This window comes from Streptomyces sp. BPTC-684, assembly GCF_030028635.1.
Classification (GTDB): domain Bacteria; phylum Actinomycetota; class Actinomycetes; order Streptomycetales; family Streptomycetaceae; genus Streptomyces; species Streptomyces noboritoensis.
In genome coordinates this window covers 4,302,611-4,317,978 of record NZ_CP124863.1, presented here as the reverse complement: position 1 = coordinate 4,317,978, position 15,368 = coordinate 4,302,611, and the positions used below count along the sequence as shown (strand labels likewise).

General features: G+C 73.7%; 10 protein-coding genes and 1 tRNA gene. 3 read left to right on the top strand and 8 right to left on the bottom strand.

Annotated elements, in window-relative coordinates:
- Positions 1 to 355: 355 nt before the first annotated feature.
- Positions 356 to 1,342, bottom strand: coding sequence for a DNA polymerase III subunit delta (gene holA / locus QIY60_RS18980; RefSeq protein ID WP_283143527.1), 987 nt, complete (start codon positions 1,340 to 1,342; stop codon positions 356 to 358).
- 159 nt (positions 1,343 to 1,501) lie between these two features.
- On the opposite strand from holA, the gene QIY60_RS18975 reads away from it, so the two are divergent.
- Positions 1,502 to 1,750, top strand: coding sequence for a hypothetical protein (locus tag QIY60_RS18975; protein WP_283143526.1), 249 nt, complete (start codon positions 1,502 to 1,504; stop codon positions 1,748 to 1,750).
- Positions 1,751 to 1,877: 127 nt separating this feature from the next.
- On the opposite strand, the gene QIY60_RS18970 is transcribed toward QIY60_RS18975, so the two are convergent.
- The 6 genes from QIY60_RS18970 to leuS all read right to left on the bottom strand — a co-directional run bounded on the left by QIY60_RS18970 (position 1,878) and on the right by leuS (position 11,815).
- Positions 1,878 to 2,675 carry a YceI family protein gene (locus QIY60_RS18970; protein WP_283146001.1) on the bottom strand — a complete coding sequence of 266 codons (798 nt, stop codon included), beginning with the start codon at positions 2,673 to 2,675 and terminating at the stop codon, positions 1,878 to 1,880.
- 425 nt (positions 2,676 to 3,100) lie between these two features.
- Positions 3,101 to 5,716 carry a ComEC/Rec2 family competence protein gene (locus tag QIY60_RS18965; RefSeq protein WP_283143525.1) on the bottom strand — a complete coding sequence of 872 codons (2,616 nt, stop codon included), beginning with the start codon at positions 5,714 to 5,716 and terminating at the stop codon, positions 3,101 to 3,103.
- Complete coding sequence (locus QIY60_RS32765) at positions 5,713 to 6,408, bottom strand: helix-hairpin-helix domain-containing protein (protein WP_349253928.1); 696 nt, start codon at positions 6,406 to 6,408, stop codon at positions 5,713 to 5,715. Before QIY60_RS32765 ends, QIY60_RS18965 begins: the two co-directional genes overlap by 4 nt.
- Before the next feature lie 641 nt (positions 6,409 to 7,049).
- Positions 7,050 to 7,895 carry a DegV family protein gene (locus QIY60_RS18955; RefSeq protein ID WP_283143523.1) on the bottom strand — a complete coding sequence of 282 codons (846 nt, stop codon included), beginning with the start codon at positions 7,893 to 7,895 and terminating at the stop codon, positions 7,050 to 7,052.
- A 162-nt stretch (positions 7,896 to 8,057) separates the two neighbouring features.
- Complete coding sequence (locus QIY60_RS18950) at positions 8,058 to 8,768, bottom strand: hypothetical protein (RefSeq protein ID WP_283143522.1); 711 nt, start codon at positions 8,766 to 8,768, stop codon at positions 8,058 to 8,060.
- 173 nt (positions 8,769 to 8,941) lie between these two features.
- The gene (gene leuS, locus QIY60_RS18945; RefSeq protein WP_283143521.1) at positions 8,942 to 11,815 is read right to left on the bottom strand and encodes a leucine--tRNA ligase; all 2,874 of its coding nucleotides are present in this window, start codon (positions 11,813 to 11,815) and stop codon (positions 8,942 to 8,944) included.
- Positions 11,816 to 12,250: 435 nt separating this feature from the next.
- Here leuS and QIY60_RS18940 point away from each other — a divergent pair, with 435 nt between their 5' ends.
- Together QIY60_RS18940 and QIY60_RS18935 are read left to right on the top strand one after the other, a co-directional pair.
- Complete coding sequence (locus QIY60_RS18940) at positions 12,251 to 13,633, top strand: hypothetical protein (RefSeq protein WP_283143520.1); 1,383 nt, start codon at positions 12,251 to 12,253, stop codon at positions 13,631 to 13,633.
- On the top strand, positions 13,630 to 15,198 hold the full coding sequence (locus QIY60_RS18935; protein WP_283143519.1) for an NADH-quinone oxidoreductase subunit NuoF family protein: 1,569 nt from the start codon (positions 13,630 to 13,632) through the stop codon (positions 15,196 to 15,198). The genes QIY60_RS18940 and QIY60_RS18935 overlap by 4 nt, the downstream gene beginning before the upstream one ends.
- Positions 15,199 to 15,259: 61 nt before the next feature.
- On the opposite strand, the gene QIY60_RS18930 is transcribed toward QIY60_RS18935, so the two are convergent.
- Positions 15,260 to 15,332, bottom strand: a tRNA-Ala gene (locus QIY60_RS18930).
- Positions 15,333 to 15,368 lie beyond the last annotated feature (36 nt).

Here is a 15,368-nt window from a genome sequence, read left to right as displayed (position 1 = left end):
CTGAACAGCTTGAGCAAGACCCCGTTTCCGTCCGGCTGGGCGGGGGCGGGGTTTTGTGTTGGGGGGGCGGGGCTTCACGGGGGTGCAGGGGCCACGGGCCCCGCCCCTCCAGGGGCGCGGGGAACTGCGCGACCAGCCACAGCCAGCCCGCAGACGAACGGGGCCGGGCGGAGCCCAGTGAGCGGGGTGCAGACGAACGGGCCGGGGCGCAGCCCAGAAGCGGGGTGCAGGGGCCGCAGGCCCCGCCAGGGGTGCAGGGGGCGGAGTCCCCGAGCACGGGGTCCCGGGGGCGCAGCCCCCGGGAAACCACCTCCACCCCACCCCCGGAGGGTTTAGGGAAGGGGCGGGGAGGGGCTCAGCGCCGCGCCCGAGCCGCCCGCGCCACAGCCACAACCGCCTTCTCCAGCGCGTACTCGGGATCGTCCCCCCCGCCCTTCACCCCGGCATCGGCCTCAGCCACCGCCCGCAGGGCGAAAGCAACCCCATCCGGCGTCCACCCCCGCATCTGCTGCCGCACCCGGTCGATCTTCCACGGCGGCATCCCCAGCTCCCGGGCGAGATCGGCGGGCCGCCCGCCCCGGGCCGACGACAGCTTCCCGATCGCCCGCACCCCCTGAGCCAGCGCACTCGTGATCATCACCGGCGCCACCCCGGTCGACAGCGACCACCGCAGCGCCTCCAGCGCCTCCGCCGCCCGGCCCTCCACCGCCCGGTCCGCGACCGTGAAGCTCGATGCCTCCGCCCGCCCGGTGTAGTAGCGCCCGACGACCGCCTCGTCGATCGTGCCCGCCACGTCCGCGCACAGCTGCGACACCGCCGAGGCGAGCTCCCGCAGATCGCTGCCGATCGAGTCGACCAGCGCCTGGCACGCCTCGGGCGTGGCCGAACGCCCCAGCGCCCGGAACTCCGACCGCACGAACGTCAGCCGCTCCGCCGGCTTCGTCGTCTTGGGGCACGCCACCTCCCGCGCCCCCGCCTTGCGCGCCGCGTCGAGCAGCCCCTTGCCCTTGGCCCCGCCCGCGTGCAGCAGCACGAGCGTGATCTCCTCGGCGGGCGCGTCGAGATACGCCTTCACGTCCTTGATCGTGTCCGCCGACAGATCCTGCGCGTTCCGTACGACCACGACCTTGCGCTCGGCGAACAGCGAAGGGCTGGTCAGCTCGGCCAGCGTGCCGGGCTGGAGCTGGTCGGAGGCGAGGTCGCGCACATCGGTGTCGGCGTCGGCGGCCCGTGCGGCCGCCACCACCTGCTGCACGGCGCGGTCGAGCAGCAGGTCCTCCTGGCCCACGGCGAGCGTGAGCGGGGCGAGCGGATCGTCGGTGGAATTCTTCCTGGTGGCCATCGCTGTCCAGCATCCCACGCGCCACTGACAGGACCCCACTGCCAGCGCCCCTGGCAGCCCGCGACGCCCCCCCGGAAGCCCCCGGAAGCCCTCGGAAGTCGAAGGCAGCCGCCCGGGGGCCGTTCCCCCTCACCCCTCCCCGTACCGGAGAATGTCCAGGTGAGCGATGTGACCCGACACGTACTGGTGCTGCCCGACCGCGACGCCGCCGACGAGGTGGCCGAGGAGCTCCCCGCCCGCTTCGGCCTGGCCGAAGAGCCCCAGCTCGTACGCGACGCCCTGGCCGGCGAGGACGACGCTGAGGACGCCCAGTGGCTGGTCGTCGTCGAGGACCCGGACCGCCGCCTCGACCCGGCGGCCCTGAACGAACTCGCGGAGGAGTACGAGGGCTGGCTGGAGGCCCCGTAGCCCGCTCAGCCCGCACCCCGCGAGCACGACCGGGGCTCACCCGCTGGCGGGCACGACCTGCGGCCGGCTCACCCGCTGCCGGCACGGCCTGCGGCTGGCTCACCCCGCCTTGGGCAGGACCTACGGCTCAGCCGACCTTCGGCAGGACCTGAATGTCCATCTCGATGGAGATCGACGACCCGATCGCCGCGATCCCCCGCGCCAGCATGGTCTGCCACGTCAGCGTGAAGTCCTCCCGGTGCAGCTCCGTCGTCGCCCGGCAGGCCGCCCGCGTCTCGCCCTCCAGCCCCGTACCGAGGCCGAGGTACTGCGTGTCCAGCGTGACCGTACGGCTCACCCCGTGCAGCGTCAGCCCGCCGATGACCGCCCAGCGGCTGCCGCCCCGGTGCACGAACCGGTCGCTGTAGAACTCCAGCGTCGGGCAGCGCTCCACGTCCAGGAAGTCCCCGGACCGCAGATGGTCGTCGCGCATCCGGACACCGGTGTCGATGGACGCCGCGTCGATGACGACGTGCATCGCGGACTCCTCCATCCGCTCCCCGATCCGGATGACCCCGGCGAACGTGTTGAACCGCCCGTGAATCCGCGCCAGCCCGATGTGCCGTGCGGTGAAGCCGATCTGGGAGTGCATCGGGTCGAGCTCCCACTCGCCCGGCTCGGGCAGCGCGGGCGGCTCCGCGAGCTGGAGCTTGACGTCACCCAGCCCGGCGAGCGTGCTCTCCGCCACCACGGCGTTGCTGTGGAACGGCGTGTACCCCTCCGCCGTCACCGCCAGCCGGTACTCCCCCGCCGGCACCGTCGCCATGACACTGCCGTACGGATCGGTCTCCCCCGCGAGGACCTTGCGGCCCGCGCTGTCGCTGACCACGAACTCGGCCTGCCGGACCGGCTCGCTGACCGGGTCCAGGACCCGGCAGCTGAGCACCCCGGCCGTCGGCGGAACGGCGACCGCCGCGAGAGGGCCGCTCCGGACCGTACGGGCCGCACGGCCAGTACGAGCCGTACCGGCCGTACGGGAAGAGTCGGTCGAACGCCTGCCGGGCCAGCGGCTGAACACGGTGCACACACTCCCGTGCGAGAAGGAACTTCCGGACCGCGCACGGCCAGGACATCCTCGTCACGGCAGGACTTGCGGCCCTTGACGAAGATGCATTCGATCACTGTTGACCCGTTCGAGGCAAACGAGACCCATGTGACGTGTTGAGCAACACTGTCCGGAGAGGCCCGAATTGCTACCCCGGGTTACACCGCACGGCCGACCACGGGATCCCCTCCCACAGGGGCACGCCATGCCGGGGCACGACCGAACTCCCACGCTGCGGCCCGGGCCCCACCCTCCCCCACCCGTCCTCATGGCCCGCGCCCCAGCGGCACCGCCATCAGCCCGCTCCCCGCCCCGCTCCCCCTCCCCGTCACCGCGATCGCGCCGTCCGTGTCCGTACGCAGCACCCGCGCCCCGGACGCGGCGAGCAGGGACACCGTGGCGGGCGCCGGGTGGCCGTACGGGTTGCCCCTCCCCGCCGAGATCAGCGCCAGCCGGGGCCGGATCGCACGCAGCAGGGCCGGGTCCTGGTGGGCCGAGCCGTGGTGGGCGACCTTGAGGACGTCCACCGGCGGCAGCTCGGGACGGGCCCGCAACAGGGCCTGCTGGGCGGGCGGTTCGAGGTCGCCGGGGAGCAGCAGGGTCAGCCCTCCGGCCCGGACGAGCAGCGTGACGCTGGCGTCGTTCGGCCCGTCCGGCGTGACCGTCGGCGGAGGCAGCGGCCACAGCGCCTGCCAGGTGAGGCCGCCCACCGCACGCCGCTCCCCCGGCTCCACCGGGACGACCGGCACCCCCGCCTCGGCCGCGGTCCTCCGTACGAACCGGGCCTGTTCCGGCGGCTCTTCGAACGTCGCCGTCTCGATCACCCCGACGGCCCGCCCCCGCAACACCCCGGCAAGACCGGCCACATGGTCGGCGTGGAAGTGGGTGAGCAGGAGCAGCGGGATCCGGGTGACACCCAGGGCCCTGAGGCACCGGTCCGCCGGAACGGGGTCGGGCCCCGCGTCGACCACCACCGCCGTTCCCTCCCCCGCCGCCAGCACCGTGGCGTCGCCCTGCCCGACATCGCACATCGCGAACGCCCAGCCCGGCGGCGGCCAGCCGGTGACGACCCTGGTCAGCGGCGCGGGCCGCACCACCACGAGCAGCAGGAGCACCGCGCACCCGGCGGCCACCCACGGATGGCGGGGCAGCCGTCTGGCCAGGAACACCGCGCCGACGGTGACTCCGGCGAGCAGGGCCCCACCGCCCCAGCCGCCCGGCCATCCCGTCTGCGCCCCCGGCAGTGCCGCCCCGGTCCGGGCGATGTCCGCGATCCACCCCGTCGGCCGGCCCGCACACCACGCCAGCAGCTCGGCGACCGGCATCGCGACCGGCGCCACGGCCAGCGCCGCGAACCCCAGCACCGTGGCCGGGGCCACCGCCAGCTCCGCCAGCAGGTTGCACGGGACGGCCACCAGACTCACCCGCGCCGCGAACACCGCCACCACCGGCGCGCACACCGCCTGCGCCGCACCCGCCGCCGCCAGCACCTCCGCGAGCCCGCCCGGCACCCCGCGCCGCCGCAGCGCCTCACTCCACCCCGGGGCGATCGTGAGCAGCGCCCCCGTGGCCAGGACGGAGAGGAGGAACCCGTAACTCCCCGCCAGCTCCGGTGCGTACAGCACCAGGACCAGTACGGCGGCGGCCAGCGCCGGAATCAGCGATCTGCGGCGGCCCGTGGCGATGGCGAGCAGCGTGACGAGTCCGCAGGCCGCCGCGCGCAGCACGCTCGGCTCCGGCCGGCACACCACCACGAACGCCACGGTGATCATCCCGCCGAGCAGCGCCGTCGCCCGCAGCGAGATGCCGAGGCGCGGGGCCAGACCGCCCCGCTCGGCCAGCGAGGCCCGGCCGGGCGGTCCGATCAGCAGCACCAGGACGATCACCAGGTTGCTGCCCGACACCGCCATCAGATGCGTGAGGTCGGTCTCCTCGAAGGCGTCCCGCAGCTCGGGCGTGACCCGCGAGGTGTCCCCGACGACCAGCCCCGGCAGCAGCGCCCGGGCGTCCGGGCTGAGCCCGTCGGCCGCCTCCCGCAACCCGGCCCGCAGCCCACCCGCCGTACGCTGCAGGGCGGTCGGCTCCCCCACGACCTGCGGCGCCACCCTCCCGGGCACCCGCACCACGGCGGCCGCCCACTTGTCGTCCGGCCTCGGTGGCGCGAGCCGGGTGGACACGCGCACCCGCGTCGAGGGCAGCAGACCCTGCCACGACTCCGGGGCGGTCACCAGGACCGGCGTCCGCACCCGGCTGGCGCCGCCGTCCGGTCCGACGACCCGGGTGACCACCGCCTGGATCACCACCGACCGCCCGCCCCACGCCGCCCGCGCCCGGACCGGCCTCGGGTCGGAGGTCAGGGTCAAGTCGACGGTGGCGTGCGCGTATTGCCGCGCAAGCCCGGGAACCGGCCCCCGCTGCCCCTCAGCGACGTGCAGCATGCTCGCGGTGGCCCCGGCGGCCGCGCACAGCAGTACGGCGGCGACGGCAACCCGGTTCGCCCACCAGGACCCGGCGGCCCGATGCGCCGCGGACAGGGGCGGTGCGGGTCCAGCCCTCTGCTCCGCGGCCACAGTTGGCGCGGGTCCGGCCCAGTGCGCCGCGGCCGCAGGTGGTGCGGGTCCGCCCCCGCCCCGTGGACCGGCCCTGCCTCCCACTCCGCTCCCCCAGCGCCGGATCGTCGGCCCCAGCAATACCCCTGCCACCACCAGGAACGCCACGATCCCCCAAATCACCCACCCCGCAGGGGCATTGAGCGCCACCGCGGCAGCAGCCCAGGCGCCGATCGCGGGCGGGACCAGGCGGAGGTCCGGCGGGCCCTCCTGGTGGGGGTTGGCGGCGCCTAGCGGATTGCCGGACTCGACGTGGACTCCGGGGCGGTTCATGGCCGCACCAGGGGGCGGAGGTCCTCGAACCGGCGGTCACCGATCCCGTTGACCTCCCGCAACTCGTCGACGGACCGGAATCCGCCGTGCTGGGTGCGGTAGTCGACGATGTGCTGGGCGAGCACGGGCCCCACCCCCGGCAGGCCGTCCAGCTGATCCACCGTGGCGGAGCTCAGACTGACCGGCGCCCCGCCGGCCCCGGCGCTCCCTCCACCGCCTGCCACCGGTGCGGCGCCGCCCGGCACCGCACCGGGCACGCCCACGACCACCTGCTCGCCGTCCATGAGCACCCGCGCCCGGTTGAGTCCGGTGACATCCACCCCGTCCCGTACCCCACCTGCCGCAGCCAGCGCGTCCGCGACCCTGGACCCCTGCGGTAGCCGGTGGATCCCCGGTCGCCGCACCTTGCCGCTGACGTCGACCACGATGCCCCCGCTCGGAGACGGCCTGGGTGCCCCACTCACCCCAGCCACGGTCACCCCGGCCACGGTCACCGGGCTCGGCGTCGGCCCCGGACCGGAGCTCACCGCGCGAACGGGAGGCGCCGGTCCCGTCACCCTTTCCGGGGCGCGCACGGGCTCGGGCCGCCCCGCCCAGAAGTGCTGCACGGCGAACCCCACGGCCACGATCAGCACCACGCTCAGCGCGGCCAGACTCCTCGGCGTGAGCCCGCACCGCACCTGCACCCACACGGGCAGCCGCTCCCGCAGCGCCGCCCAGACCCGCTCCCGTACGCCTGGAAAGCCGCCGCCAGTGGCCGGAGTTGGCTCCGCTGACGGCGTCGGGGCGGGCGCGGGCGGACTTGGTCGATCTGGCGTAGGTGGCGGATCTGGCGGAACTGACTGCGGAGGCGCGGGTGGAGGCGCGGGCGGCGGGGACGCGGGCGGACCAGTCGGCGCGGCCCCGGGGGCCAGGGCGCGTGAATCGGCCGGCGAGGGCGCCGGGAGCAGCGCCTCCGCCCGCCGCCGCGCGGCCGTTCCGGCGGAGGCCCGGACCTGGGCACCGCGTGTGCGACGACCGTGACCATGGCGGGCACGGCCGTCCGAACCCGGTGCTCGGCCCGGCCCGCTCGTTGCGATGCGTGGTGATCGGATAGCCATGCCACGACGGTAGGCAGCTCCGGCCGACCTCGCTGAGCAGGCCCAATTCCCGTGGATAACCCAGTGGTTGTGGATATCTCCGTCACTCGTACGGGTAACTCACGCCGGTCGGCCGCCCCCAACGAACGGCCCGGCCGACGGGCCACACGTCCGACCGTCAGACCACACATCCGGCCGTCACAGACCACGCGTCCGACCAGCCGAGCGTCCGACTTCGCGTCCGGCCACCGACCTCAGCGCGGCGAGACCACCGCGCCCAGCAGCCCGGGCCCCGTGTGCGCCCCGATCACCGCGCCGACCTCGCTGACATGCAGGTCCGCAAGGCCCGGCACCCGCTCCCGCAGCCGTTCCGCGAGCGCCGCCGCGCGCTCGGGCGCGGCGAGGTGGTGCACGGCGATGTCCACCCGGCTCGCCCCGGCCCGGTCGACGACGATCTCCTCCAGCCGGGCGATGGCCTTCGAGGCCGTGCGCACCTTCTCCAGCATCTCGATGCGGCCGCCCTCCAACTGGAGCAGCGGCTTGACCGCGAGCGCCGAGCCGAGGAGTGCCTGCGCCGCCCCGATCCGGCCGCCCCGGCGCAGATAGTCGAGCGTGTCCACGTAGAAGAAAGCGGAGGTGCCCGCCGCGCGCTTCTCGGCCGCGGCCACCGCCTCGTCGAGCGTGCCGGCCGCCTCGGCCACCTCCGCGGCCGCCAGCGCGCAGAAGCCCAGGGCCATCGCGACCATCCCCGTGTCCACCACCCGTACCGGCACCGGTGCGCTCTTCGCCGCCAGCACGGCGGCGTCGTAGGTACCCGAGAACTCGGCCGACAGGTGCAGTGAGACGATCCCGGTGGCACCGGCTTCGGCCGCGGCCCGATAGGCGGCGGCGAACACCTCGGGGCTGGGCCGCGAGGTGGTCACGGAGCGGCGTTTCTGCAGGGCCAGGGCGAGGGAGCGGGCCGAGATCTCGGTGCCCTCCTCCAGCGCCTGGTCGCCGAGGACGACGGTCAGCGGCACCGCGGTGATGCCGTGCCGCTCCATCGTCTGCGGCGGCAGGTAGGCCGTTGAATCGGTGACGATCGCGACATGGCGGGACATGAGCGGGAGGTTACCCGCCGGGGCCGCCGCACGGCAGCCCGGCCTCGGTCCAATGATCAGTTTGGACCCCCCTTGACCGGTTCGGACGTGTGCCCGCGCCCGGGCGACGGCGGGCCGTCACGAACCCCCGGGCCCAGTTCCCACCGGCCCCGTTCTCATGCCTCAGTTCGTCGTCTCCGGCTTGGCCGCCTTCTGCCACGGATACACGGGCGCGGGCTGCGCCGCGCCGATCGCCTGTGGGGCGTCCGCCGCCGTCCCGGCCGCCGCGTCGAAGGCCGATCCGGGTATCCCGCCCGGCACATCCGTGGGTACCCCCGTGGTCGGCCCCTTCGTCGCCCAGTCCCGCAGCGCCCCCGACTCGACCTCGATCTCCGCGCTCAGTGCCGCCAGGTCGTCGTCGGCGAACTGCCGGGCCCGATCGCGGGCCGCCCAGCGCAGTGAGTCCGCCGCGTGCGTGATCCGCTCCGTACGCTCGCGCAGCTCCGGCATCCGCTCGCCCACGCGCAGCTTGTCGGGCTCGCGCTCCAGACGCTTGAGCTCGTCGTCCAGCTCATGGCCATGGCCGCTCAGCCGCTCGAAGAGGCTCAGCGACTCCTTCAGGGACTCGTCCTGCTCCACGCGTGCGTGCAGCGAGTCCTGGGTGGCCCGCATCGAGGTGCGCAGCGAGAGCCGCAGCTGTGCGAGCTCGCCAGCCACACCGACCTGGCCCATGCTCTTGGCCCGGAGCGTCGTGTCCTCGACGGCCTTGCGGGCCTGCGTGACCGTACGCTCCACTCCTCGCCTGGCGGCGCCGACCGCCTTCACCGTCAGGTACACGCCCAGCACGACGAAGGCGACGAACGTCAGCGCCAGGATCGCGATCGCGGCTTCCATGAACGTCCCCTCGATGTCGGTCGGCTTCCCTCCACCGTAAACGGAACGGGCAGGCTGGTGGTTCCCGTGGAACCCCCAACCTGCCCGTAGGGGAAACCCCCCACTACCGCTCGCCCGTCACGCGGGGACCGTCATGCCGGAACCGTCGCGCGGGATCCGTCACACGCGAAGCGTCACGCGGGAACGATGTTCACCAGCTTCGGCGCCCGCACGATGACCTTGCGGATCCCGGCGCCGCCCAGCGCCGCGACGACCGCCTCGTCGGCCAGGGCCAGCTTCTCCAGCTCCTCGTCGGAGATGGTCGGCGGGATCTCCAGGCGCGCCTTGACCTTGCCCTTGATCTGCACGACGCAGGTCACGGTCTCGTCCACGACGTACGCGGGGTCGGCGACCGGGAAGTCCTGGTGGACGACCGAGTCCTGGTGGCCCAGCTTGCGCCACAGCTCCTCGGCGATGTGCGGGGCCAGCGACGCCACCAGCAGCACCAGCGGCTCCGCGACCGAGCGCGGCAGCGTGCCGCCCGCCTTGGTCAGGTGGTTGTTCAGCTCGGTGATCTTGGCGATGGCGGTGTTGAAGCGCATCTCCGCCAGGTCGCCGCCGGCGCCGTCGATCGCCTTGTGCAGGGCGCGCAGGGTCGCCTCGTCCGGCTCGGCGTCGGTGACCGTGGCCTCGCCGGTCGTCTCGTCGACGATGTTGCGCCACAGCCGCTGCAGCAGGCGGTACTGGCCGACCACCGCGCGCGTGTCCCACGGCCGCGACACGTCCAGCGGGCCCATCGCCATCTCGTACAGGCGCAGGGTGTCCGCGCCGTACTCGGCGCAGATCTCGTCCGGAGTGACCGCGTTCTTCAGGGACTTGCCCATCTTGCCCAGCTCGCGCTTGACGGGCTCGCCCTCGAAGAAGAACTTGCCGTCGCGCTCCTCGACCTCGGCGGCCGCGACCGGGAAGCCGCGGCTGTCCCGGTACACGTACGCCTGGATCATGCCCTGGTTGTACAGCTTGTGGAACGGCTCGGCCGACGAGACATGTCCCAGGTCGAACAGGACCTTGGACCAGAAGCGCGCGTACAGCAGGTGCAGCACGGCGTGCTCGGCGCCGCCGACGTACAGGTCGACACCGCCGTGCGGCTGGCCCTCGCGCGGGCCCATCCAGTACTGCTCGATGGCCGGGTCGACCAGCTTCTCGCTGTTGTGCGGGTCCAGGTAGCGCAGCTCGTACCAGCAGGAACCGGCCCAGTTGGGCATGGTGTTGGTCTCGCGGCGGTACTGCTTGGGGCCGTCGCCCAGGTCCAGGGTGACGTTGACCCAGTCCTCGTTGCGCGACAGCGGGGTCTCCGGCGAGGTGTCCGCGTCGTCCGGGTCGAACGTGCGCGGCGAGTAGTCCTCGACCTCGGGCAGCTCCAGCGGCAGCATCGACTCGGGCAGCGAGTGGGCGACGCCGTCCTGGTCGTAGACGATCGGGAAGGGCTCGCCCCAGTAGCGCTGGCGGCTGAACAGCCAGTCGCGCAGCCGGAAGTTGACCGTGCCCTCGCCGATGCCGCGCTCGGCCAGCCAGTCGGTGATCTTCGCCTTGGCCTCGACGACGCCCAGGCCGTCCAGGGAGATCTCGGCGCCCGCCGAGTTGACCAGCTTGGCGTCGTACGAGGCGAACGCGTCGTCCCAGGTCGAGGCGTCGGTGCCGCGGTCGTCCGACGGCTCGACGACACAGCGCATCGGCAGCTCGAAGGCGCGCGCGAAGGCGAAGTCACGGGTGTCGTGCGCCGGGACGGCCATGATCGCGCCGGTGCCGTAGCCCATCAGGACGTAGTCCGCGATGAAGACGGGGACCTGGTCGCCGCTGACCGGGTTGACCGCGTACGCGCCGGTGAAGACGCCGGTCTTCTCCTTGGCGTCGGCCTGGCGCTCCACGTCGGACTTGGACGCGGCGAAGGCGCGGTACTTGGCGACGGCCTCGGCGGGGGTGGCGTGCCCGCCGGTCCACACCTCGTGGGTGCCCTCCGGCCAGGCGGCCGGGACGATCGAGTCGACCAGCTCGTGCTCGGGCGCCAGCACCATGTAGGTGGCGCCGAACAGGGTGTCCTGGCGGGTGGTGAAGACGGTGATCGCGTCGCCTTCGGAGCCCACCGCGAAGTCCACGCGCGCGCCCTCGGAGCGGCCGATCCAGTTGCGCTGCTGCAGCTTGATGGCCTCGGGCCAGTCCAGCCCGTCCAGGTCGTCCAGCAGGCGGTCGGCGTAGGCGGTGATGCGCATGTTCCACTGGCGCAGCTTCGCCTTGAAGACGGGGAAGTTGCCGCGCTCGGAGCGCCCGTCGGCGGTGACCTCCTCGTTGGCCAGTACGGTGCCCAGGCCCGGGCACCAGTTGACCGGCGCGTCCGAGGCGTACGCCAGGCGGTAGCCGCCCAGGACCTCGGCGCGCTCGGCGGCGCTCAGCTCGCTCCACGCGCGCGTAGTGGGAGCCTGGCGCTCACCGCTCTCGAACTGGGCGACCAGCTCGGAGATCGGGCGGGCCTTCTTCGCCTCGGCGTCGTACCAGGAGTTGAAGATCTGGACGAAGATCCACTGGGTCCACTTGTAGTAGTCCGGGTCGATCGTCGCGAAGGAGCGGCGCTTGTCGTGGCCCAGGCCCAGTCGGCGCAGCTGCGCCTTCATGTTCTCCATGTTGGCCTCGGTGGAGGTCCGAGGGTGCGTGCCGGTCTGCACCGCGTACTGCTCGGCCGGCAGGCCGAAGGCGTCGAAGCCCAGCGTGTGCAGCACGTTGTGGCCGGTCATGCGCTGGTGACGGGCGAAGACGTCCGTGGCGATGTAGCCCAGCGGGTGGCCGACGTGCAGTCCCGCGCCCGAGGGGTACGGGAACATGTCCATGATGAACTTCTTGGGCCGTGCGACGACCGCGGGGTCCCCGGCCAGGTCACCGCTGGGGTTCGGCGCCGCGTAGGTGCCGTCGGCGTCCCAGAAGTCCTGCCAGCGTGCCTCGATGTCGGCGGCCATGGCGGCCGTGTAGCGGTGCGGCGCTACCGGCTCTGCGGCAGCGGGGTTCGTCTCGCTCATGATCCTTAAAGCTCCATCGATCGTCTCTGCCAGCGGCTGCGACATTCACCAAACGAAAAAGCCCCTCGCACAGGAGGGGACGCCGCGCCGATTCCGACCGGCTCTCTTCATCGGTCGGGACTGATCAGCGCGGCTCGCTAAGCAGAAGGCGTACGGCACGCATGGCGTCAGGGTACCGCAGGCCCCACACGGCCCGCACTGAGCGTTCACGACGGCGCACGCGGAGGGTTCACGAGGGTCTGTACGGAGGGTTCACAAGGGCCCGCGCGCAGTGTTCGCGAGGCGCTCCAACGAGCCCAGCCGACAGAGGTTACTCCGCGTACCGACCTCTTCTGACCTCTTCTGGGGCAACCGAGCAAACGCCGTACTGCTTGGTATGAGGCGACCTAGCATGCGGCCACGGGACCACTTTGCTGAACGTTTCGGAGTTGCCCCATGAACCCTCACAGTCCCCGCTCCACCCCGACACTGAAACTCCCGTCCCTGAAGGGACGGCTGAAAGGAGGAGCGTCCGGCGCGCTCCTGGTCGCCTCGGCGGTGCTCATACCGGTGCTGGCCGCCACGACCGGCGGCGGTTTCCGTGCCGCGCTGGACTTCACCACCGGCGTCCTGTCGCTGGTCTGCCTGACCTCCTCGGTCGTCTGGGGCCTGCTCGCCACCGACCGGCTGCTGATGACGACGCGCCACCGGCTCGTCGCCCAGGCCGTGCACCGCGCGACCGCCGTGTCCTCGATCGGCTTCCTGCTGGTGCACATCACCGTCAAGATCGCGGTCGGCCATGTGGGCCTGCTCGGCGCCCTGGTGCCCTTCGGGCTCGGCGTCACCGGCTCGGACGGCCTGATCGGCCTCGGCTCGCTCGCCGCCGTCCTGATGGTCGTCACGGCCGCCACCGGCGCCCTGCGCAGCGCCTTCGCCAACCCCGACCGCGTCGCGGGCCACTGGCGCTCGGTGCACATGCTGGCCTACCCGGCCTGGTGCTTCGCGCTGGTCCACGGCCTGTTCGCGGGCCGTCAGGCGGCCGGCTGGGTCGTCACGCTGTACAGCCTCTCGCTGGCCGGTGTGGCCGGCGCGCTGGTAGTCCGCTCCCTGCCGCGCCCGGTGCGCCGCCGCATCACCCGGCGCCTCGCGCCGCTCCTCGCGCGCGTGGAGACGGCCCAGGCGGTCGCCCCGGACGCCTCGACCCCCCAGGCCCACCCGGCCGACCCCGCCTCCCCCCGCTATGAGGCGCCCGCACCGCATCCGTACCCGACGGACGCGTTCGCGACCGACCGCTTCACCGCCGAGCGCGACCCGGCCGACCCGCTCCCGGCCGACTCGTACGAGACCCAGGCGCTCTACGGGACCGAGCCGCCGCGCGCCGTGCCCGGGCCGACCCCCGCCCCCGGCATCTCGGCCGCCTACCGCGCGGTCTCCCTGGCCCCCGCCCCGCCCCAGTACGCCCCGAGCTGGCCGACGCCCACCCCGCGTCCGCCGGAGAACATGCCGCTCCAGGAGAACGGCTTCGCGGACCTCGGCGGTGGCGACCTCGGCGGCACGGCTTACAGCAGCACGGACTACAACAGCGCCGCCTTCGGCAGTGCCGGTTTCGGAGGCACGGACCTCGGCGGGTCGGGCCCCGGCAGCGCCGACTTCGGCGGCTTCGACGAGACCGCACCGCTGCCCACCGTCCCCTACGGGGACAACGGCGCCGCCTTCGAGTCCCCGGGACCGCTCCCCGGGCCCGGCGCGCCGCGGCCCGAACCCTCCCCCCAGCCCAGCCCGTTCCACCAGCCCGTCGCCGGTGAGCCCTGGCACAGCCCCGCAGGAGACCGCCCGTGAACGCGCCACTGCCCGACGTCCCCGAGGTGCGGGTCGTCGGACTCCCGCAACTGACCGCGGGGTTCGACCTCGTCGAGCGCCTCGGCCTCGACATGCACCTGAAGGTGCACGGCCCGCTGGAGCCGGTGCCCGGCGAACAGCTGGCCCAGCTCGCCGAGGACATCTCGCTCAACGGGCGCGGCGGCGCCGGGTTCCCGTTCGCCCGCAAACTGCGGGCGGTCGCCAAGTCCGCGATACGCCGGGGGGTGCGCCCGGTCGTGGTGGTCAACGCGAGCGAGGGAGAGCCCGCCTGCCGCAAGGACACGGTCCTGGTGAACCGGGCACCCCATCTGGTCCTGGACGGCGCTCTGCTGGCCGCTGAGGCCCTCGGCGCCCGCACCCTGGTCGTCGCCGTCACCCGGGACTCCACGGAGGCCTCGATCCGCGCGGCCCTCGCCGAGCGGGGCCTGGCCGACCGGCGCGGGACCGCGCTCCGCGCGCGCGTGGTGCGCACTCCGGAGCGGATGGTCTCCGGCGAGGCCTCGTCCGTGATCCGGGCGGCGGGCGGCGGCCCGGCGATGCCGCCGGGGCGCAAGGTGCGCGCCTCGGACACCGGCATCGGGGGCGCGCCGACACTGCTGTCCAACGCGGAGACGTACGCGCAGCTCGCGGTGGCCGCCCGGGTCGGCCCGCGCAGATACAGCCATTCCGGGCTGCCCACCGAGCCCGGCACGGTCCTGCTGACGCTCTCCGGGGCGGTGGCCCGTCCGATGGTGGTGGAGGTGCCGACGGGCGTGCCGCTGCGGTACGTGCTCCAGCTGGCCGGGGCGCCGCCGGTGCCCCAGGGCGTGCTGACCGGCGGCTACCACGGGAGCTGGCTGGACGCGGCGGCCGCGCACGACGCCGTGATCTCGCGGGAGTCGCTCGCCGCGCTCGGCGGCGCGCTCGGCGCGGGCGCGATCCTGCCGATCGGGCCGGAGACGTGTCCGCTGGGCGAGGCGCTGCGGATCGCCAACTGGCTGGCGGCCGAGACGTCGGGCCAGTGCGGCCCGTGCCGGCTCGGTCTGCCCGCGGCCGCGGGCGGCCTCGCGGACGTCATGAACGGCGGCGGACCGGCCGCCCTGGAGGCGCTGCGCGAGGTGACGGGCGCGGTCAAGGGGCGCGGTGCCTGCAAGCACCCGGACGGCTCGGCCCGCTTCCTGGCTTCCACCGTCAACGCGTTCACCGACGATCTGGCGGCGCACGTCCTGGGCGGCGGCTGCGGCCGCCCCACGCTGGGCCTGCTGCCGCTGCCGGGCGACGGCTACCAGGAGGAAGGCATCCCCAGCGGCGAGAAGGTGCTGGTCGACTGGACGCTGTGCGAGGGGCACGGACTGTGCGCGGACCTCATCCCGGAGCTGATCCGGCTGGGCGCCGACGGCTACCCGGCGGTGGCCGACGCGACCGTCCCGATGCATCTGCGGGGGCGGGCGCAGCGGGCGGTGCGCCGGTGCCCCGCGCTGGCGCTGCGGATCGAGGGGGCGCCCGCCGAGATGCCCGCACTGACCGCCCCGGCCCGCAAGGCCCTGGGCAGCGGCCGCGGTTGACCCGCTGAGCCGTAACGGCAAGAAGGCGGCCACCCGATCCGGGTGGCCGCCTTCTTTATTGTGGAGCTAAGGAGAATTGAACTCCTGACCTCCTGCATGCCATGCAGGCGCTCTACCAACTGAGCTATAGCCCCTTGCTTTGTTCGCCGCCCGGTTTCCCCCGGCGACAT